The organism is Klebsiella sp. 2019SCSN059, from assembly GCF_021739525.1.
Taxonomy (GTDB): Bacteria; Pseudomonadota; Gammaproteobacteria; order Enterobacterales; family Enterobacteriaceae; genus Klebsiella; species Klebsiella quasipneumoniae.
Window position 1 is genome coordinate 1 of the sequence record NZ_JAKKOM010000038.1, and the last position, 18191, is coordinate 18191.

The window sequence follows — 18191 nt, forward strand, 5'->3', positions numbered from 1 at the left end:
GCCAGCCGCCACCGGGCAGTAAAGCTGCTGCGAAGCCGACTATCCCGCCCGGCGGCGCTGCGCTTGCGCGGGCCTACGGGGGATCATACCGCGGGTGAAACTGCACCCTTCCGGGCCCGGTAAGCATCCAGGCCCGGTAAGGCGCCAGCCGCCACCGGGCAGACAAACGAGAACAACGGTTAAGACGAGTTGTAGCCGGCCGCCAGGGCCGGCGGGTGTCAGGCGCTCTGATTGTCCAGCTGAAGCTGCCCCTCGCGCCGCTGCTTCAGCTTCCAGAAGGCCCACAGCGCGATAAACCACAGCGGAGAAGCCAGCAGCGCCAGCAGCGTGTCCGGATCAAAGATCATGATGAAGATGGCGAACGCGAAGAACAGCAGGCTCACCCAGCTCATCGCCACGCCAAAGGGCATCTTAAAGATCGAACCGGCGTGCAGGTCCGGACGCTGACGGCGATAAACCAGATAGGCCACGAGGATCATCCCCCAGCTGAACACCACCATAATCGCCGCCAGGGTCGAGACGATGGTAAACAGGGTCATCACATTCGGCACCAGGAACAGTAGCAGCGTACCGATCAGCATACAGAAGCAGGAAAACAGCAGGCTGCGCACCGGGATGCGGGTGCTGCGCGACAGAATGCGGAACTGCCAGTGCGCATGCTTCTCCACCGACAGGCCGTACAGCATGCGGGTGCTGGAGAAGACCCCGCTGTTGGCCGAGGACATCGCCGAGGTCAGCGCCACGAAGTTAATCACCGCCGCCGCCGCGGGCAGCCCGGCTTTGGCAAACAGCGTCACGAAGGGGCTGGTCTCCGCCGACACTCCCGGCCAGGAGGCGACAGCGATGATCACCACCATCGACAGCAGATAGAAGATGATAATCCGCAGCGGCAGGGCATTGATCGCCTTGGGCAAAATGCGCTGTGGATCGCGGGTCTCCGCCGTCATCGTCCCCAGCAGTTCGATGCCGGTAAAGGAGAAGATCGCTATCTGGAAGCCGGCGAAAAAGCCGGTGATACCGTGAGGCATAAAGGCCGTCGGGTCGGTGAGATGGCTCAGAGAAGCCGTCACGCCGTCCGGAGAGGTCCAGCCGGTGGCAATCATCCAGCCGCCGGTGGCGATCAGGGCGATAATGGTGATCACCTTGATCAGGGCGAACCAGAACTCCGCCTCGCCAAACATTTTCACCGACAGCAGGTTGAGCAGAAACAGGATAGCCAGCATGCTGAGGGCCGGCATCCACGCCGACAGCTCGGGGAACCAGTACTGCATATAGCTCCCGCACACCACCACGTCGGCGATACAGGTCACCACCCAGCTCAGCCAGTAGGTCCAGCCGAGATAAAAGCTGGCCTGCGGTCCGAGATACTCGCCGACAAAGTCGGCAAACGAGCGGTAGTCATGGCGGGTGAGCAGCAGCTCCCCCATCGCCCGCATCACCATATAGGTAAAGAACCCGACCAGCACATAGATAACCAGAATCGAGGTGCCGGCGACGGCGATGTTGCGCCCCGCCCCCATAAACAGCCCGGTGCCGATGGCGCCGCCGAGGGCGATCATCTGGATATGGCGGGCGCCAAGCCCGCGCTTAAGCTGTGACGCGCCTTCACCTCCGGCGGCAGATGGCGCCTGATGTTGATGTTCAGTCATGGTGTTTCCTCAGGCTGGTTGCGGGAGGCGAAGCGCCGCGGCGCGGAGCAGCAGCCCGGCGCGCTGGCCGGTGGCGACCCCGGCATTGGGAAAGAGGATATAGGGGGCCCGGGCCTGCACCACCCACCGTTTCTCTGCCTGGCGGGCGATCTCATACCCTGCCGGGAGCGCGGTGAAGTTCTCGACGTTGGCCGCGAGATTGAGCGTAAATTCCCCTTCGCGCTTGATGATGCTCTCCTCGACCAGGAAGAAATCCACCGGCGCTTTGTCGCGCGTGGGCAGCGGCGTGTCAGAAATCCAGGCCCGGATCGCCGCGTCGGCGGCGGCGAACAGGCTGAGATCGTTGGCGCCGAACGGCATCACTTTTCCCAGCTCAAGGGTGGCGCTTTGCGCGGCGAATTTTTCGCAGGTGAAATGAGTGAAGGTGCCGCCCGCTTCGGTATGGCGCACGATGGCGTCCATCCCGCTGGTCTGCAGCAGTTGGTAGAAGCCGGGCGAAAAATCCTCCGCGTGGGCCGGGAGCAGCGCAAACTGGCGATACAGCGACCCGCGAATGGCGGTATGCATATCGAGATGGCTGCGGCTGACCGGCCCCGCCGCGTCGGCGGCGCGATAGAAGGCTTGCACCGCCTGCTCGAGGGCAAAAGCCCGCCGCGACTCATTGCCCGGGGAGACCGCCAGATGGCGGCCGCCGAACAGGCGATTGAGGTCGTTGTGCAGATAGCGACGCGCGGCGCGGATCGCCGGCAGGTTACCAAAGACGATCAGCAGCGCCTGGGTGAGCGGCTGCCGCCCCTGGCTCAGATCGTGGGTCAGCTGCAGCAGCAGCTCGGTCGGCGCGGTCTCATTGCCATGAACGCCAGCGGAGAGGATCGTCGCCTGACGCCACGGCGTGGACGGCAACAGCTGCAGGATGCCCTCGCCCAGCCAGCGGGCCTCGATGTCCGCCGGAAAGGTCCACTCCTGCAGGCGGCAGTGCAGTAAATCGTTAACCAGATGCTCCATCTGCCGCTCCTTAACGCTGAAAATCATAGACAGGGCCCAGACGCAGGATCTGCGTCAGCTCATCCAGCGCCTGATAAACCTCGCGCAGCAGCTGCGGGTCCGCCAGATCGCGGGCGTGCAGCCGGTCACGGTAGTGTTTTTCCACCCACGCCGTCAGCTGCTGGTAACGCTCGTCGTTCATCAGGCTGTGGGCGTTGACCGCGTCGCGCTCCGCCTCGTTGAGCACCACCCGCAGCCGCAGGCAGGCCGGGCCCCCGCCGTTGCGCATGCTTTCCCGCAGGTCAAAAACCGCCACTTCATCGATCGGCGACGCGCTGTCGGCCGCCAGGTCGCCCAGGTAGCGCCAGACGTTTTCCCGCTGCCGGCACTCCTCTGGCACCACGATCAGCATCTTGCCGTCGGGTTTGCTCAGCAGTTGGCTGTTGAACAGATAGGAGGCCACGGCGTCATCGAGCGACACCCGCTCGTCCGGCACTTCCACGCTGGTAAACGGGATATCGAGACGGTCGCTTTTTGCCCGCAGCGTCGCCAATACTGTCGACTGATCGACAAACGCCTGCTGATGGTGGAACAGCACATGGCGATTGCTGACCGCGATAACGTCGTTATGAAACACGCCGCGATCGATAGCCTGCGGCGCCTGCTGGGCAAACACCGTATAGCGCGGATCCAGCTGGTGCAGACGGGCCACCGCTTCGCTGGCCTCCAGGGTCTGCCGCGCCGGATACTTCACCGGGGCGATGCCGCCGCTGGCGCGTCGACCGTAGACAAACAGCTGCACGCCCTGACGATCGTACTCCCGGCAGAAGCGGTTATGGTTGGCCGCCCCTTCGTCGCCGAGGTCGCCATGCTGCGGCAGCGCCGCGTGGTGGGCGAAGAAGCGCGGATCGGCGAAGGTGGCGCGCAGGATCGCCGAGGTGGTGGGCGCCTCCTGCATGCGGTGCAGCTTATTGTTCAGGTTGGCGACAGTGAAATGGACTTTGCCATCGGCGCTGTCCGCCGACGGCGAAACGGTCGCCGCGTTGGCGGTCCACATCGACGAGGCGGAGCTGAAGGCGGAGAGCAGCTGCGGCGCCGCCTGGGCCGCCTGGCGGATGACCTGCTCATCGCTGCCCTCGAATCCCAGGTCGCGCAGCAGGCGCAGGTTCGGCCGCGGCTGCGGCGGCAGGATCCCCTGCACGAATCCGCGATCGGCCAGGGCTTTCATTTTATACAGCCCCTGCAGCGCGGCCTTTTTCGGGTTAGAGAGACCATCGCGGTTATTTTGCGAGGCTTCATTGCCGACGGAGAGTCCGGCGTAGTGGTGCGTCGGGCCGACCAGGCCATCAAAGTTAGCTTCAAAACCAGACATATGTCCTCACAGGATCCGTTATCAGAATGGCAGGCCCGGCGATACGTTCGCCGGAAGCGTCAGCGTGTCGCTGACCAGAGAGGCCATCGGCCAGGCACAGTAATCGGCGGCGTACCACGCTGCCGCGCGGTGGTTGCCGGAGGCGCCCACCCCGCCAAACGGCGCTTTACTGGAAGCGCCGGTCAGCGGCTTGTTCCAGTTGACGATCCCGGCTCGCGCCTCGTCCGCCAGCTGGTCAAACTGCGCCGCATCGCGGGAGATCAGCCCCACGGCCAGGCCATAGCGGGTCTGGTTGGCGAGGCGAATCGCCTCCGGGAAGTCGTCGTAACGGATAACCGTCAGCAGCGGACCAAAGTACTCTTCATCCGGCACCTCGATACCGGTGACGTCGACGATCCCCGGGGTCAGCACCGTGGAGTGCGGGTCGGGCTGGCGCATACGCAGCAGCACCTTGCCGCCGAGCGCCTCCAGTTTCTGCTGCGCCGCCAGCATGTTCTGCGCCGCCTCAAGAGAAATCACCCCGCCCATAAACGGCGCCGGCTGGTCATCCCATTTCCCGGCGCGGATCTGCGCGCTGGCCTCCACCAGTCGCCGCAGCAGCGCATCCCCCTGCTCGCCGCGCTGAACGATCAGCCGGCGCGCGCAGGTGCAGCGCTGTCCGGCGGAGATAAACGCCGACTGGATAATCACATGCAGCGCCGCATCGACATCGGCCACGTCGGCCACGATCAGCGCGTTGTTGCCGCCCATCTCGAGGGCCAGCATCTTCTCCGGCTGACCGCCGAAGTAGCGATGGAAGTGGAAACCCGCCGCCGCGCTGCCGGTGAACAGCACGCCGTCGATATCGCGGTTTTCCAGCAGCGCCTGGCCGGTGGCTTTCCCGCCCTGCAGCAGGTTAATCACCCCGTCGGGGACGCCCGCCTGCTGCCACAGCTGGACCGTCAGTTCCGCAGTGGCCGGCGTCAGCTCGCTGGGTTTAAACACCACGGTGTTACCGGCGATCAGCGCCGGAATGATATGCCCGTTGGGCAGATGGCCCGGGAAGTTGTAGGGACCGAAGACCGCCATCACGCCGTGCGGCTTGTGGCGCAGCTGCGCTTTACCGTCCGGCAGGGTCGACTCGTGAAAGCCTGTCCGCTGGTGATAGGCCTCGACGGAGATGGCGGCTTTGCCGATCATCGCCTGCACTTCGGTGCGGGTCTCCCACAGCGGCTTGCTGGTCTCCCGGGAGATCAGGGTCGCCAGCGCCTCTTTGTGCGTCTCCAGCAGCGCGGCGAAACGCTGTACGACGTCAATACGTTCGGCCAGCGGGCGGTGCGACCAGGGATAAAACGCCGCCCGCGCCGCGGCGCAGGCCGCCTGGACGTCGTCGGCCCCCGCGCTGGCCGCCTGCCACAGCAGAGATTGATCCTCCGGGGCCAGTTTACTCATCGTAGCGCCGCTGCCCGGCTGCCACTGCCCGGCTATGAACTGTGCTTTTACCGCCATGATCTGTTTTCCTCTGGGTTCAGGGTTACCGTGTAAACGCGGTCGGTTTCAGTGACCTGCAGCGCATCCAGCGCGGCGGCGTCCAGTGAGACCTGCTCTTCGTGGGCCACCAGCAGCGCCCGAAAATTATCGAACTGACCGTTGGCGACCAGCGTCGGCGCCGACAGCGTGCCCGTCAGCTGCTGAGCCGGCAGGCACTGGCAGTCGCGCACGGCGCGGATCTGATCGGTCTCCGCCTCCAGCACCGGACCGGCATCGAAAATATCCACCGAGCCGCGCCAGCTGAACCCCTCTTTCTCGAGGATCGCCCGCGCCGGGGCGGTGTTGGGATGCACCTGACCGATGACCTGACGGGCATTCTCCGGCAGCAGCGAGATATAGATCGGGTACGCCGGCATCAGCTCGGCAATAAAGGTTTTCATGCCGGTGCCGGTCAGCCGGTCGGCATCGGCGAACGGGATCTCGAAGAAGTGATGGCCCAGCGCATCCCAGAACGGCGACTGCCCTTGCTCATCGCTGCAGCCGCGCAGTTCGGCAAACAGGTGCGGCGAAAACCACTCGCGGAAGGCGGCGATAAACAAAAACCGCGCCTTGGAGAGCAGCAGACCGTTGCGGTTGCGCTGATACCCGGGGTCGAGAAACAGCGTACACAGCTCGCTGTGACCGGTGTGGTCATAGCTCAGATTGAGCAGCTCCTGAGGCTTATAGACTCCCAGCGCTTTCGAGGCGCGAACCGTTTTCTGAATGCGAAAATTGTAAAAGGGCTCGTCCAGGCCCACCGCCACCTCAATGGCGCTGACCCCCACCACCCGCTCCAGCGCGGTGTCTTCCAGCACAAACAGAAAGCCTTGCTGGCCGCGCGGCAGCACGCCGGCGAAGGTGTCAATGCTGCGGCGTATCCGGGCGGCCAGGCGCCCGGCATCATGGGGTAAAGAGGTCATGCCCACCCCCGCCCGCGCGGCAAGGCGGACGATGTCGTCAAGATCGTTTTCCCTTACGGGACGAAATAGCATCACAGGCCGTCCTCCCGGTTAGCGGGTTAAGCGGGCAACGGCGCGATCAAGGCGCACGAAGGCTTGCGCAATATCCGCCAGCGGGATATTGAGCGCCGGCGCGAAGCGCAGCACGTCCGGACCGGCAATCAGGGCGATCACCCCCTCTTCCGCCGCCAGGTTGGTCAGGGTTTTGGCCTTCCCGCGCAGCGGTCCGGCCAGCTCGGCGCCGATCAGCAGACCGGCGCCGCGCACGGCGCTGAACGCATCGTAGCGGGCAGAGAGGGCATTCAGCTGGTCGACGATCAGCGCATGGCGCTCGCCGACGCCCGCCAGCAGCGGCGCATCCAGATGGGCCAGCACGGCGTTGGCGACGGTCGCCGCCAGCGGGTTACCGCCGAAGGTGGTGCCATGGGTGCCTGGCTGGAAGACCTGCGCCCAGGCCTCTTTCGCCAGCATCGCGCCGATCGGGAAGCCGCCCCCCAGCCCTTTGGCGCTGGTGAGGATGTCCGGGACGACGTTGTAATGCTGGTAGGCGTAGAGATGGCCGGTACGCCCGGCGCCGGTCTGCACCTCATCGAATATCAGGGTGGCGTGATGGCGATCGCAGAGGGCGCGCAGCGCCTGGAGGAACGCCGGGTCCGCCGGGATCACCCCGCCTTCGCCGATAATCGGCTCGACGATCACCGCGCAGGTACGTGAGGAGATCGCCGCGGTGGCCGCCTCGATATCGTTATAGGGCAGATGGGTAATGCCCTGCGGCAGCGGCGCATAATCGCTGGAATATTTCGGCTGGCCGCCGACGGAGACGGTGAACAGCGTGCGGCCATGGAAGGCGTGGTTGAAGGCGATGATTTCGCTTTTTTCACCGCCGAACTTATCGTGGGCATATTTCCGCGCCAGCTTAAGGGCCGCCTCGTTCGCTTCAGCGCCGGAGTTGCAGAAGAACACCTTGTCGGCAAAGGTGGACTGCACCAGGGTTTTCGCCAGCTGCAGCACCGGTTCGTTGGTATAGCCATTGCCGATATGCCACAGTTTCGCCAGCTGCCCCTGCAGGGCCTCAGCCAGCGCCGGGTGGGCATGGCCGAGGGCGTTCACTGCGATGCCGCCGGCCATATCGATATACTCTTTCCCCTGCTGGTCCCAGACGCGGGAGCCCGCCGCCCTCACCGGAATAAACGGCGCGGGGGCAAAACAGGGAACCAGGTAAGCGTCAAAATCTTCGCGAGTCATACTGCCTGACATCATTCATCTCCGGAACGTAAGACGACGGAAAATGCTCCCGCCGCGTTGGACAATCGACATTAACCCTGACCCTCGGCTTATTTTGGGCACGAGCGCGCCCGCTGCGATGGTAAAAATATTCACCACAGAAAACTTAAGCCCTATTCTTTTTACGGGTATTTGTTAATTCATGGTTAACGCCATGTTGTTGTGTGGGCTAATGCTGGCCTGTGAACAATAAGATTGTCAATATGGGGAAACGCAATTTATTCACTTTTTGAAGATCATCAAGATAATGAAAAACATAGAAAAAATATTTTCTTATGCACTTAAGTGAATAAAAAGTGAATTAAAATGCACAGCTTGCGGGTGGTTCTCGTGCGTAGTTATTCACTTAAAAAATAAAATTTCTAACAAAAATTTAAAAATCGGAATTGCCGTCAAATACCGCTTTATAAAATTGGTGATACCATTCATTGCACAGAGTTTACTGCTGTAGCTATTCCACGGTTTTACACGACATAAATAACACTGAGAAACAGGACTCTTATGGAAAAGTTATCTTACGCATCTGAAAGTAGTACATCTCCATGGACCACCTACCTGCGCCAGATCGACCGTGTCGCGCCTTATCTTGGCGATCTTGCCTACTGGGTGGAAACCCTGCGCCATCCGAAGCGTGCGCTGATCGTTGACATCCCTGTGCAGATGGACGACGGCACCATTCGCCACTTCGAGGGCTATCGCGTTCAGCACAATCTTTCGCGTGGGCCGGGTAAAGGTGGTGTTCGCTACCATCCGGATGTTGATCTTAACGAAGTCATGGCACTTTCTGCCTGGATGACCATTAAGTGCGCCGCGGTCAATATTCCTTACGGCGGGGCCAAAGGCGGCATCCGCGTCGACCCCTTCTCGCTGTCGGAAGGTGAACTGGAACGCCTGACTCGCCGCTATACCAGCGAAATCGGCATTATCATCGGGCCGCAGAAAGATATTCCGGCGCCGGACGTTGGCACCAACGGCAAAGTGATGGCGTGGATGATGGACACCTACTCCATGAACCATGGCACCACCATCACCGGCGTGGTCACCGGCAAGCCGATCCACCTCGGCGGCTCCCTCGGTCGTGAAAAAGCCACCGGACGCGGCGTGTTCGTCACCGGCCGGGAAGTGGCCCGTCGCGCCGGCATCGAAATTGAAGGCGCTAAAGTGGCGCTGCAGGGCTTTGGTAACGTCGGTAGCGAAGCGGCGCGCCTGTTCGCCGGCGTCGGCGCCCGCGTAGTGGTCATTCAGGATCACACCGCCACCCTGTACAACGAAGGCGGGATTGATATGACCGCCCTCACCGCCTGGCAGGCGGAGAAAAAGCAGATCGCCGGTTTCCCGGGCGCCCAGGAGATCGATAAAGAGGCATTCTGGACCACCCCGATGGACATCCTGATCCCGGCGGCGCTGGAAGGGCAAATCACCCGCGAGCGCGCTGAGAAACTGAGCTGCAAACTGGTGCTGGAAGGGGCTAACGGCCCAACCTATCCGGAAGCGGACGATGTGCTGGCCGAGCGCGGGGTGATCGTGGTGCCGGACGTTATCTGCAACGCCGGCGGGGTGACCGTCAGCTACTTTGAGTGGGTGCAGGACATGGCCAGCTTCTTCTGGAGCGAAGAGGAGATCAACGCCAAGATGGACCGCATCATGACCGACGCCATTATTCACGTCTGCGATAAAGCGGCCGAGAAAGAATGTACCCTGCGTACCGCCGCCTATATCGTGGCCTGCGAGCGCATCCTGATGGCGCGTAAAGACCGCGGCATCTACCCGGGCTGATCCCCGTCAGGGAGCGAATCAGGGGTGGCATTGCGCCGCCCCTTTTTTTTGCCGTCGCGCCGTCAGCCGCCGGTGGACCACAGCACTGGCCATCCCCGACGCTGCGCCTCCGCCAGCAGCCCCGGAGAGGGATTCACCGCGCAGGGGTGGCCGACCGCGGCGAGCAGCGGCAGATCCGAGATATGATCGCCGAAGGCGTAGCATGCCGCCAGTGGCTGGCCCTGTTCCTGCGCATAGCATTGGGCATGCGCCGCCTTGTGTTCGCCGATGGCGGTCCGCCAGAGCTCGCCGGTATAGCGGTCATCCACCACGACCGGCTCTGAGCACAGGGCATGCTCCACCCCCAGCGCCGCCATCGCCGGCCAGAGAATGTCGGTCATCGACCCGGAGACAAACACCACGTCATCCCCCCGCGCCTGGTGCTGCCTGAGGCGCGCCGCCACCTCGCGGTGAAAACCAAATCCGCCTTCGTGATACAGGCGCTCGGCGACCGCCCGCACCCGGGGGCGCGACTCGTGGCGAAACAGCGAGTAATAGTAGCGGTTGATCGCCTCCCGCGGCTGACCCGCTTCGCTGAGCGCCTGCAGCTGCCGGACAATCGCCGCGGCCGTCAAACCGCACTGCAGCGGATATTCCGCGGCATAGCGGTGCAGAAACAGGAACATACTTTTGCCGGTAATCAGCGTTTCATCCACATCAAAAAAGGCGATGCTCATCCCCGTCCCCCTGCTCAATACTGACCAGATAATGTTGATGGCACTGCGCCGCCTGCTCGCACTCTTTGCGAGTGATGTAGTTAAGGTCATAGACGCTGAAGCTAAAGCCAACTTCCGCTTTGCGAGTGCCGGTCTGGTCAAACCCCACCGAGCATTCACAGGTGAAGCGGCCATGGGCTGAACTTTTGCGCGACACCACGTTGAGGACGATGGTCACCGGCAGCGGAAAAACAAAGCAGGAAAAGGCCACCTGCAGCGAGCTCAGGGTAAAGTACTTCTCCGCCATCGCCACGCCGGCCTCCGCCAGCAGGAATTTTTCCGTGGTGGCGATGATGGTCTGCCGCGCCGCCTCGATCAGCACCATCCCCTGAATATGTTGCCCGGTCTGGTGGTCGCAGAGCAGCTCCGAGGCATCCTGCAGGATCAGGCGCGCGCAATAGCTATCCTCATCGCGTTTTTCCGGCGAGGTGATGAGGATATTCGCTTTTTTACGTTTATGTACCAGCCGCTGATGATCGCGATTGTTTTGATAATAGAGATCCTGCAGATTGACGATCTGGCGCATTGTGTCCGGATAGTGCTGACGAATAATGCAGATGGTGCGGGAGATGTCGTCGAGCTGTACCCCCTGACCGATAACGATTTTATCGACCCCGGCCAGCTCGCCGCTCCAGACAAACCGCTCAAACTCATTCACCGTCAGCACATTCTCATGCCGCCGGGCAAAATCGGTAAATTTCTCACCCACCACAATTAATTTTTCCATGGCGCTTGTCTCCTCAGATCGTTTTCACCAGTAACGCAATCCCCATCCCGCCGCCGATGCACAGCGACGCCAGGCCGGTCGGTTGATTCTCCCGGCGCAGCGCGTGCACCAGGCTGACCACAATCCGCGTCCCGGAACTGCCCAGCGGATGGCCGAGGGCGATCGCGCCGCCGTGGACGTTCAGCCGGGAAGCAATCTCCTCCTCCGTCATCTGATGCGCTCTGGCCAGTCCCTTGACCACCCCCAGCACCTGTGCGGCAAAGGCTTCGTTGATCTCCAGCCGGGCCATATCGCTGAGCTGAAAACGCCCGCGGCGCAGGGCGCACGCTATCGCCGGCAGCGGGCCAAGCCCCATCATGGACGGGTCGACGCCGCCCTCGCCAAAGGAGACAATCTCCGCCAGCGGCTGCAGGCCATAGCGGGCAACGGCGCGCGCCGACGCGAGGATCACCGACGCGGCGCCATCGTTCAGCCCGGATGCATTGCCCGCCGTGACGCTGCCGTCAGCGCGAAAGGCCGGTTTCAACGCCGCCAGCTGCTCGGCGCTAAGATCATGGCGGATCGGCTCATCCTCGCGGACCGTGCTGACGCCCCGCTTCGCGCTGACCGTCACCGGCACCATCTCATCGGCAAAATAGCCGGCGCGGCTGGCGGCGGAGGCTTTGTGATGGCTCTCCAGGGCATACTGGTCCTGCGCCGCGCGCGAGATCTGCTCCTGCGCGGCGATGGCCTCCGCCGTTTCCCCCATCGGGATCTGCAGCAGCGGATCGGTTAATCCGTCGCGCTGGATCACATCTTCACTGCTGAACGCGCCGAATTTCATCCCGCCCCTTATCTCTCCCCGCAGCAAAAACGGCGCCTGACTCATATTTTCCATTCCGCCGGCGACCACCAGGTCGGCATAACCGCTCTGGATATGGATCGCCCCTTCGGTCAGGCTTTTCATGCCGCTACCGCAGATCATATTCAGGGTGTAAGCCGGCTTTTGCACCGGGATCCCCGCCCGCAGCGCAACCTGACGCGCCGGTCCCATCCCCTGCCCGGCGGCAAGGACGCAGCCGCAGATCACCTCATCGATCCACGCCGGGTCAATGCCGGCCTGCTGCAGATTGTGCCTGACGGTGAGCGCGGCCAGCTCCACCGCGGAGACCGTTTTCAGGGCGCCAAGAAAGCGCCCCACCGGCGTACGGCAGGCCGCGACGATATAGACTTTGTTCATGATTATTCCATTACGTAGAGCGAGGAAAGATACTGCCGTGTCCCGGCTTCGCTGCCGGTAAAGCCCACATAGCCATCGGGATTGACCACCGCATAGTCATCGGGGCCGATCTGTAGCGCTTCGAGAAACGCCTCGTCCGCCGGTTCGAGGGGGCAGAATATAAACCAGCCGGCCTGCTTCAGGCGGGACATAGGAGGACAAGCGGCGCGGGCGGAAAAGATCACCACCTTACCGCTGGCGAAGACGTCATAGCTGTTGCGAAACATCGCCTGCGGCGAGGCAAAAACGTACCAGGGAACATGGTGCCCTGCCAGGCCGTCCGGGTGCTGCGCCTGCGTTGCGGTGAAACCGGCGTACTGCAGCGGCAGCTGGTGACGATAGTAGTGACGGTTGCAGAACTCCGGAAAGTAGACCCCGTCGATATGATTTCTCGGCACCAGACCGGCAATCAGGCCGGTATCGCGATCGGTGGAGCGAAGCACGCCGCTCACCGCCGCGAAGCGCTGGGCGCGATAGGACGCCGGCAGTCGGTCAGTGGCCACGCCGTGCAGATAGAAAGCCAGCTTCCAGGCGAGGTTCACCGCATCCTGGACGCCGGTGTTCATCCCCTGCCCGCCAATGGGACTGAACAGGTGGAAGGCATCTCCCGCCAGCATAATATGATGCTGCAGATTGTCATCGGCGATGCGGTTATAGAAATTGGCGCTGGAAGACCAGGTCAGCGCCTGCGCCGGAGGAACCTCGGGACAGAACCGCGCCAGCGCGGCGTTGATCTCTTGCAGGTCCGGCACCGGACGCGGCGTCGGTAGGCGCCCGGCTTTTTTAATCACGATCCTGACCTGATTGTCCGGCATGGGCAGGAAAATCAAAAAGCCCTGCTCATCAATATGGTAGGAGGTTCCCGGGAGCGCCGCCGCGCGGTCGAATTGCACGTCCGCCATCACAAAATGCAGCGGATAGTCATGACCGCTAAAGCCGATCCCGGCCAGCTCGCGGACGGTGCTGGCCGCGCCGTCGGCGCCGATAATATAGTCATAAGCGGCGGAATAGGCCCGGCGGGCATCGTCGAGCAGGGAGACGTGATAGCGTTCCCCCTCCCGGCGCCAGGAGACCAGCTGGTGCCCACGTTTTACCACCCGCCCGGCGTCGGCCAACGCCGTTTCGAGGATCTTCTCCGTCCGCGGCTGCGGGATACTGACATGGAAGGGGTAGCAGGTGGCGAGTCGGCGGTTATCGATATGCAGGAATTTGCGGTTTTTATAGTAAGCGTAGACTGACTGAACCTGCTTTCCCTGGGCGATCAGTTCCCCGGCAAGGCCTAAGCCGTGGAAGGCTTTAATGGTCGCCGGACTGACGCTCAGCGCTTTGGACCAGGTGGTGCTGTGGGTATTTTTATCAATGATATCAAAATCAATTCCATACTTATTCAGATAGCAGCCAATGATTAACCCTACCGGGCCGGCGCCAACAATGAGTACTTTTTTCACGATCGAGCCTCTCTGTATGCCCCGTGCGGGGCATACGCGTGTTGCCTGGGTGTAGGGTGATTAGGGATAGATATCATCGGCCAGACGACGATCGCCGGCGACATTGCAGATATGCCAGTAGGGGTATGGTTTCTCTTTCTCGCTCACGCTGTTGAGGATCGCCGTCTCCTCGTCGCTCAGCGTCCAGTTCAGCGCCGCCAGGTTATCCTCCAGCTGGGCCAGTTTGGTCGCGCCGATCACCAGCGAAGCGATCCCCGGACGGGTACGCAGCCAGTTGAGCGCCACCTGCGCGACGCTGGCGTTGCGCTGGCGGGCAATCTCCTGCATCACCTCCAGGGTCTGCCAGGCCTGCTCGCGGTTGGCGATCGGCGCGGATTCGAACGGCGTGGCGTTCGCCAGGCGACTGCCCTCGGGAAACGCCTGATTGCGTGGGTATTTGCCGGTGAGAAAGCCCCCGGCCAGCGGGCTCCAGACGGTGATGCCGACGTTCTGATCGACGCTGAGCGGAATAATCTCATGCTCCAGTTCACGCGCGGCGATATTGTAATAGCCCTGATAGACGCAGAATTTCTCCAGCCCAAGGCGCTCCGAGATCCCCAGCGCCTTCGCCAGCTGCCAGGCCGCGTAGTTGGAGACCCCGATATAGCGAATTTTCCCGGCGCGGATCAGTGTATCCAGCGTGCGCAGGGTATCCTCCAGCGCGGTGCGCGGATCGAACCCGTGAAGGTGATAGATATCGATATAATCGGTCTTCAGCCGCTGCAGGCTGGCCTCGACGGCATTGATGATATGGTAGCGCGACGCCCCCAGCGCGTTCGGGTTGGGGTCGGTTTGCCAGCGTCCTTTGGTGCCGATAATCACCTGCTGGCGTTTTCCCTTCAGCGCGTTGCCGAGCAGCTCTTCGCCCTGGCCGTTCTTATAACAGTCCGCGGTATCAAAAAAGTTAATCCCGGCGTCCAGCGCTTTGTACACCAGATCGTAGGCCGTCTGCTCAGGCACCACGCCGAATTCCGACCAGTTGCGCCCCGGCGCGCCGAGAAAGGCCCCTTTTTCGCCAAACGTCATGGCGCCAAAACAGAGCTCCGAAACCGACAGCCCGGTGGAACCTAAATATCGATACTTCATGCTTGACTTCCTTTTAAAGGTGACAACGTCACACTAGCGATAACCCATCCGCTGGCGGTCAGGCAAGCACCGGCCAGGGGAATGTGCGAGAGAGAAACGCCGGAGGCGAGCAGCAGCCCGCCAAACCAGGCGCCGCCGGCATTGCCGAGGTTAAAGGCGGCGATATTGCACGAAGAGACCATGCTTTTGCCGCTCTCACTGCTGTCCAGGGCCTGCATCTGCAGCGGCGGAATGGTGGAGAACATCGCCGCCCCCAGCAGAAACACCGCCGCGCAGGCGCCGGGCAGCGTCTGAATCGCCCACGGAAAAAGACACAGGACGACGCTGAGCAAGGCGAGAGTTAGCAGCAGCGCCCGGCGGACGCCGCCGTCGGTCAGTCGGCCGCCAAGATGATTCCCGGCGACCATCCCGACGCCGAACAGCATCAGCACCGGCGGAATAAGGTGGTCGCTCATCCCGGTGACGGTTTTCAGCATCGGCGCGATGTAGGTGAAGGCGGCGAAGACGCCGGAGAACCCGAGGGCGGTGATCAGCAGGCTGCGCAGCACCGCGGGATGACGGAGCACCTTCAGCTCATCGCGGATCCGGCTCTGGGCCGACGGCTGCGCCTGACGGCCAGGCACCAGGGCGATCACCGCCAGGGCGGAGAGAATGCCGATCAGCGTGACCATATAGAAGGTATAGCGCCAGCCAAGGTACTGCCCCACCCAGGCGCCGAGCGGCACGCCCAGAATATTGGCCAGGGTGGCGCCGAGAAACACGGCGGAGACCGCCGAAGCCCGTTTATCCACCGGCGCCAGCTCCGCGGCATAGACCGAACTTATTCCGAAGAACGAGGCGTGAGCGAACGCAGTTATTACCCGGGCAATAATTAGCATGGTCATATTACCGGCGATCGCACAGCCTAAATTTCCAATGGAAAATAAGATCATTAAAAATAACAGCGCCGGTTTTTTGCGATAACGGCTTAATAGCGGCGTAAGCAGCGGCGCGCCAATCACCACCCCACAGGCATAAGCGGTAATAGACCAGGCGGCGAGCGTAATGGATATATGAAAGTCATGGGCTACATCGAGTAATAAACCCATAATCACAAATTCGGTGGTGCCAATACCAAATGAACCCACGGAAAGCGCATACACCGCCGCAGGCAATCCCGCCGGACGGGAAACAGCAATAGTCATAAGTTACCTTATCTCCCGCCAGACCGGCGGGAGGAGCGTATTCAGGAGATTATTTATCGATTAAATTAAAGTCGCCCTGGTTATAGCGTAATCCGGCGACGTTTTCGGGAGCGAAAATATGATCGATGGCGAGAATATCCTCAGGGGAGAGCATAATATCGGCTGCAGCGGCATTATCGCGCAGATGGTTCATTTTTCGCGCCCCGGGGATCGGCACGATATCTTCCCCTTTGCTCATCACCCAGGCGAGGGCCATCTGCGCCAGGGTGGCCTCGTAGCGGCTGGCGACCTGCTGCAGACGGTCGAGCAGTTGCTGGTTTTTGCGCATGGTTTCGGCCTGGAAGCGCGGCAGATTGCGACGAAAATCATCGGCTGCGAAGACGCCGGGGTCGGTGATCTGGCCCGTCAGGAAGCCGCGGCCCAGCGGACTGTAAGGGACAAAGCCCACGCCCAGTTCGCGGCAGGCCTTGAGGATGCCGCCCTCCGGCTCACGGGTCCATAGCGAGTATTCCGTCTGCACCGCAGCGATCGGATGCACCTTGCAGGCCCGGCGCAGCGTCTGGGCTGACACTTCCGACAGCCCGATATGGCGAATTTTACCCTCTTTGACCAGGTCGGCCATGGTGCCCACCACCTCTTCCACCGGCACCGCAGGATCGACGCGGTGCTGATAGAGCAGATCGATGGTCTCGATATTCAGCCGCTTCAGCGACCCTTCCACCGCCTCGCGAATATGTTCCGGACGGCTGTCGACGCCGGCCATCCGCTCCAGCCCCTGGCCGGTCGGCAGAATACGAAAGCCAAATTTGGTGGCAATCTGCACCTTATCGCGGATGCCTTTAATCGCTTTCCCAACAAGGACTTCATTGTCAAAAGGCCCATACACTTCGGCGGAATCCAGGAAGGTCACCCCCATGTCCACTGCGGCATGGATGGTATTTATCGCCTGCGACTCCTCAGCGCCGCCATAGGCGAAACTCATTCCCATACACCCGAGACCCAATGCGGAAACCTGGAACTTCTCTTTTCCGAGATAACGTGTTTTCACCTTATTTTCCTTACGTGCTGAATGTTATTAAATATATACTTCCCTTTTACATTGATAACAATTAATCTATTCCGAACGCGGTGTTAGCTGGAAATTAACAATGAAAACGTTGCCTGATTTGCAACAAATTGAAATATTAATACTCATAGTGAAACATGGCAGTTTTCGGCAAGCTGCCAGAGCATTAAATCTTTCACCGCCGGCCCTCACCAGCGCTATTAATCATCTGGAAGAAAAATTAGGCGTGCGCCTGCTCAATCGTTCGACGCGCAGTTTGTCTTTAACCGCGGTGGGTGAGGAATTTCTTAATAATATGACGCCGGTGGTGAATGATTATCGCCGGGTGGTCGACAGTCTGAATTATCACCGTCTGACCCCGGAAGGGGTGGTGAAAGTCAATTTACCGCGCATTGTTCTCGACCTTTTCTTTCAGCGCTATTTTATTGCATTTAAAACCGCCTATCCTGACGTGACGCTGGAGCTGTTTACCACCGATCGGAAAGTGAATATTATCGAGTCCGGTTTTGACGCTGGCATTCGCTATTCCCGGGACGTGCCCAAAGATATGATTGCCATCCCCTTTGGCGAGAAGCTGTCGCTGATCCCGGTGGCCAGCCCGGACTATCTCCACGAGGCCGGAGCGCCCGACACCCCGCAGTCGCTGGTCAATTTCCGCTGCATCAACCGCTGTTTTCCCAGCGGCGAAAAGTACCGGTGGGAATTTATCAGCCCCGACGGCGAGCCAGGCGAAGTCGCCGTCAAGGGCGATCTGGTCGTCGATTCCGATACGGCGATGATCCAGGCGGCGGAGAGCGGACTGGGGATCGCCTTCGTCTATCAGTCGCTGGTGTCGGCGCAACTGAACGCCGGCAGCCTGGTCCGCTTATTACCCAGCTACCGCTACCCGGCGGATCATTTCTGCGTCTACTATCCGAGTCGCAAACATATTCCCGCGCCCCTGCGCGCTTTTATCACCTGGGTGATGGCGCAGAATAAGAGCATCCTCCATGAGTAAATGGCCTGAGGGGGTATCCTCCTGTCGCCACAATAAACGCACACACCGTTAACCATTTTTTATCCTTTCCCTTGAATTCCGCCGGTTGTCAGACATAA

Annotated in this window: 15 protein-coding genes and 1 pseudogene; 3 read left to right on the plus strand and 13 right to left on the minus strand. The window is 61.2% G+C overall.

Features of this window, described 5'->3' with window-relative positions:
- Positions 1 to 218: 218 nt before the first annotated feature.
- From L2I46_RS25150 to L2I46_RS25175, 6 genes are read right to left on the minus strand one after another with little or no spacing between them, the layout of a single operon-like run.
- Positions 219 to 1649: an amino acid permease gene (locus L2I46_RS25150; RefSeq protein WP_032452677.1), complete on the minus strand. Its 1431-nt coding sequence runs from the start codon at positions 1647 to 1649 to the stop codon at positions 219 to 221.
- A gap of 9 nt (positions 1650 to 1658) precedes the next feature.
- The gene (gene astE / locus L2I46_RS25155; RefSeq protein WP_105490541.1) at positions 1659 to 2654 is read right to left on the minus strand and encodes a succinylglutamate desuccinylase; all 996 of its coding nucleotides are present in this window, start codon (positions 2652 to 2654) and stop codon (positions 1659 to 1661) included.
- A gap of 10 nt (positions 2655 to 2664) precedes the next feature.
- Positions 2665 to 4005 (minus strand): N-succinylarginine dihydrolase, encoded by a 1341-nt coding sequence (gene astB / locus L2I46_RS25160; RefSeq protein WP_032452675.1) that lies wholly within the window; start codon positions 4003 to 4005, stop codon positions 2665 to 2667.
- Between the two features lie 21 nt (positions 4006 to 4026).
- Positions 4027 to 5493 (minus strand): succinylglutamate-semialdehyde dehydrogenase, encoded by a 1467-nt coding sequence (astD, locus tag L2I46_RS25165; RefSeq protein WP_023289481.1) that lies wholly within the window; start codon positions 5491 to 5493, stop codon positions 4027 to 4029.
- On the minus strand, positions 5484 to 6506 hold the full coding sequence (gene astA, locus L2I46_RS25170) for an arginine N-succinyltransferase (protein WP_077253900.1): 1023 nt from the start codon (positions 6504 to 6506) through the stop codon (positions 5484 to 5486). Before astA ends, astD begins: the two co-directional genes overlap by 10 nt.
- 18 nt (positions 6507 to 6524) lie before the next feature.
- Positions 6525 to 7730, minus strand: coding sequence for a bifunctional succinylornithine transaminase/acetylornithine transaminase (locus tag L2I46_RS25175; protein ID WP_032452672.1), 1206 nt, complete (start codon positions 7728 to 7730; stop codon positions 6525 to 6527).
- Between the two features lie 169 nt (positions 7731 to 7899).
- Here L2I46_RS25175 and L2I46_RS25180 point away from each other — a divergent pair.
- Both L2I46_RS25180 and L2I46_RS25185 read left to right on the plus strand, forming a co-directional pair.
- Positions 7900 to 8046 (plus strand): annotated as a pseudogene (locus L2I46_RS25180) (hypothetical protein).
- Between the two features lie 212 nt (positions 8047 to 8258).
- A complete protein-coding gene (locus tag L2I46_RS25185; RefSeq protein WP_032452671.1) occupies positions 8259 to 9533 on the plus strand; it encodes a Glu/Leu/Phe/Val family dehydrogenase in 1275 nt (424 codons plus the stop codon).
- A gap of 62 nt (positions 9534 to 9595) precedes the next feature.
- Here L2I46_RS25185 and L2I46_RS25190 read toward each other — a convergent pair whose 3' ends face one another.
- Genes L2I46_RS25190 through L2I46_RS25220 form a run of 7 tightly spaced genes read right to left on the minus strand, consistent with a single transcriptional unit; the run spans position 9596 to position 17078 of the window.
- Positions 9596 to 10249 carry an HAD family hydrolase gene (locus L2I46_RS25190; protein WP_236948300.1) on the minus strand — a complete coding sequence of 218 codons (654 nt, stop codon included), beginning with the start codon at positions 10247 to 10249 and terminating at the stop codon, positions 9596 to 9598.
- On the minus strand, positions 10230 to 11015 hold the full coding sequence (locus tag L2I46_RS25195; RefSeq protein WP_023289476.1) for an AfsA-related hotdog domain-containing protein: 786 nt from the start codon (positions 11013 to 11015) through the stop codon (positions 10230 to 10232). Before L2I46_RS25195 ends, L2I46_RS25190 begins: the two co-directional genes overlap by 20 nt.
- A gap of 13 nt (positions 11016 to 11028) precedes the next feature.
- A complete protein-coding gene (locus tag L2I46_RS25200) occupies positions 11029 to 12234 on the minus strand; it encodes an acetyl-CoA C-acyltransferase (RefSeq protein WP_023289475.1) in 1206 nt (401 codons plus the stop codon).
- Between the two features lie 2 nt (positions 12235 to 12236).
- Complete coding sequence (locus L2I46_RS25205; RefSeq protein ID WP_032452667.1) at positions 12237 to 13721, minus strand: FAD-dependent oxidoreductase; 1485 nt, start codon at positions 13719 to 13721, stop codon at positions 12237 to 12239.
- Between the two features lie 60 nt (positions 13722 to 13781).
- Positions 13782 to 14846: an aldo/keto reductase gene (locus tag L2I46_RS25210; RefSeq protein WP_023289473.1), complete on the minus strand. Its 1065-nt coding sequence runs from the start codon at positions 14844 to 14846 to the stop codon at positions 13782 to 13784.
- Positions 14843 to 16030 carry an MFS transporter gene (locus L2I46_RS25215; protein WP_023289472.1) on the minus strand — a complete coding sequence of 396 codons (1188 nt, stop codon included), beginning with the start codon at positions 16028 to 16030 and terminating at the stop codon, positions 14843 to 14845. The genes L2I46_RS25210 and L2I46_RS25215 overlap by 4 nt, the downstream gene beginning before the upstream one ends.
- Positions 16031 to 16079: 49 nt before the next feature.
- A complete protein-coding gene (locus tag L2I46_RS25220) occupies positions 16080 to 17078 on the minus strand; it encodes an aldo/keto reductase (protein ID WP_023289471.1) in 999 nt (332 codons plus the stop codon).
- A gap of 100 nt (positions 17079 to 17178) precedes the next feature.
- On the opposite strand from L2I46_RS25220, the gene L2I46_RS25225 reads away from it, so the two are divergent.
- Positions 17179 to 18093 carry a LysR family transcriptional regulator gene (locus L2I46_RS25225; protein WP_023289470.1) on the plus strand — a complete coding sequence of 305 codons (915 nt, stop codon included), beginning with the start codon at positions 17179 to 17181 and terminating at the stop codon, positions 18091 to 18093.
- Positions 18094 to 18191 lie beyond the last annotated feature (98 nt).

What these genes read in the sequence shown, in the direction of transcription:
- L2I46_RS25190 (WP_236948300.1), bottom strand. Translation starts at nt 10,249, where the DNA reads ATGAGCATCGCCTTTTTTGATGTGGATGAAACGCTGATTACCGGCAAA.
- L2I46_RS25215 (WP_023289472.1), bottom strand. Translation starts at nt 16,030, where the DNA reads ATGACTATTGCTGTTTCCCGTCCGGCGGGATTGCCTGCGGCGGTGTAT.
- astA (WP_077253900.1), bottom strand. Translation starts at nt 6,506, where the DNA reads ATGCTATTTCGTCCCGTAAGGGAAAACGATCTTGACGACATCGTCCGC.
- L2I46_RS25210 (WP_023289473.1), bottom strand. Translation starts at nt 14,846, where the DNA reads ATGAAGTATCGATATTTAGGTTCCACCGGGCTGTCGGTTTCGGAGCTC.
- L2I46_RS25225 (WP_023289470.1), top strand. Translation starts at nt 17,179, where the DNA reads ATGAAAACGTTGCCTGATTTGCAACAAATTGAAATATTAATACTCATA.
- L2I46_RS25185 (WP_032452671.1), top strand. Translation starts at nt 8,259, where the DNA reads ATGGAAAAGTTATCTTACGCATCTGAAAGTAGTACATCTCCATGGACC.
- L2I46_RS25200 (WP_023289475.1), bottom strand. Translation starts at nt 12,234, where the DNA reads ATGAACAAAGTCTATATCGTCGCGGCCTGCCGTACGCCGGTGGGGCGC.
- L2I46_RS25195 (WP_023289476.1), bottom strand. Translation starts at nt 11,015, where the DNA reads ATGGAAAAATTAATTGTGGTGGGTGAGAAATTTACCGATTTTGCCCGG.
- astD (WP_023289481.1), bottom strand. Translation starts at nt 5,493, where the DNA reads ATGGCGGTAAAAGCACAGTTCATAGCCGGGCAGTGGCAGCCGGGCAGC.
- L2I46_RS25175 (WP_032452672.1), bottom strand. Translation starts at nt 7,730, where the DNA reads ATGTCAGGCAGTATGACTCGCGAAGATTTTGACGCTTACCTGGTTCCC.
- L2I46_RS25150 (WP_032452677.1), bottom strand. Translation starts at nt 1,649, where the DNA reads ATGACTGAACATCAACATCAGGCGCCATCTGCCGCCGGAGGTGAAGGC.
- astB (WP_032452675.1), bottom strand. Translation starts at nt 4,005, where the DNA reads ATGTCTGGTTTTGAAGCTAACTTTGATGGCCTGGTCGGCCCGACGCAC.
- astE (WP_105490541.1), bottom strand. Translation starts at nt 2,654, where the DNA reads ATGGAGCATCTGGTTAACGATTTACTGCACTGCCGCCTGCAGGAGTGG.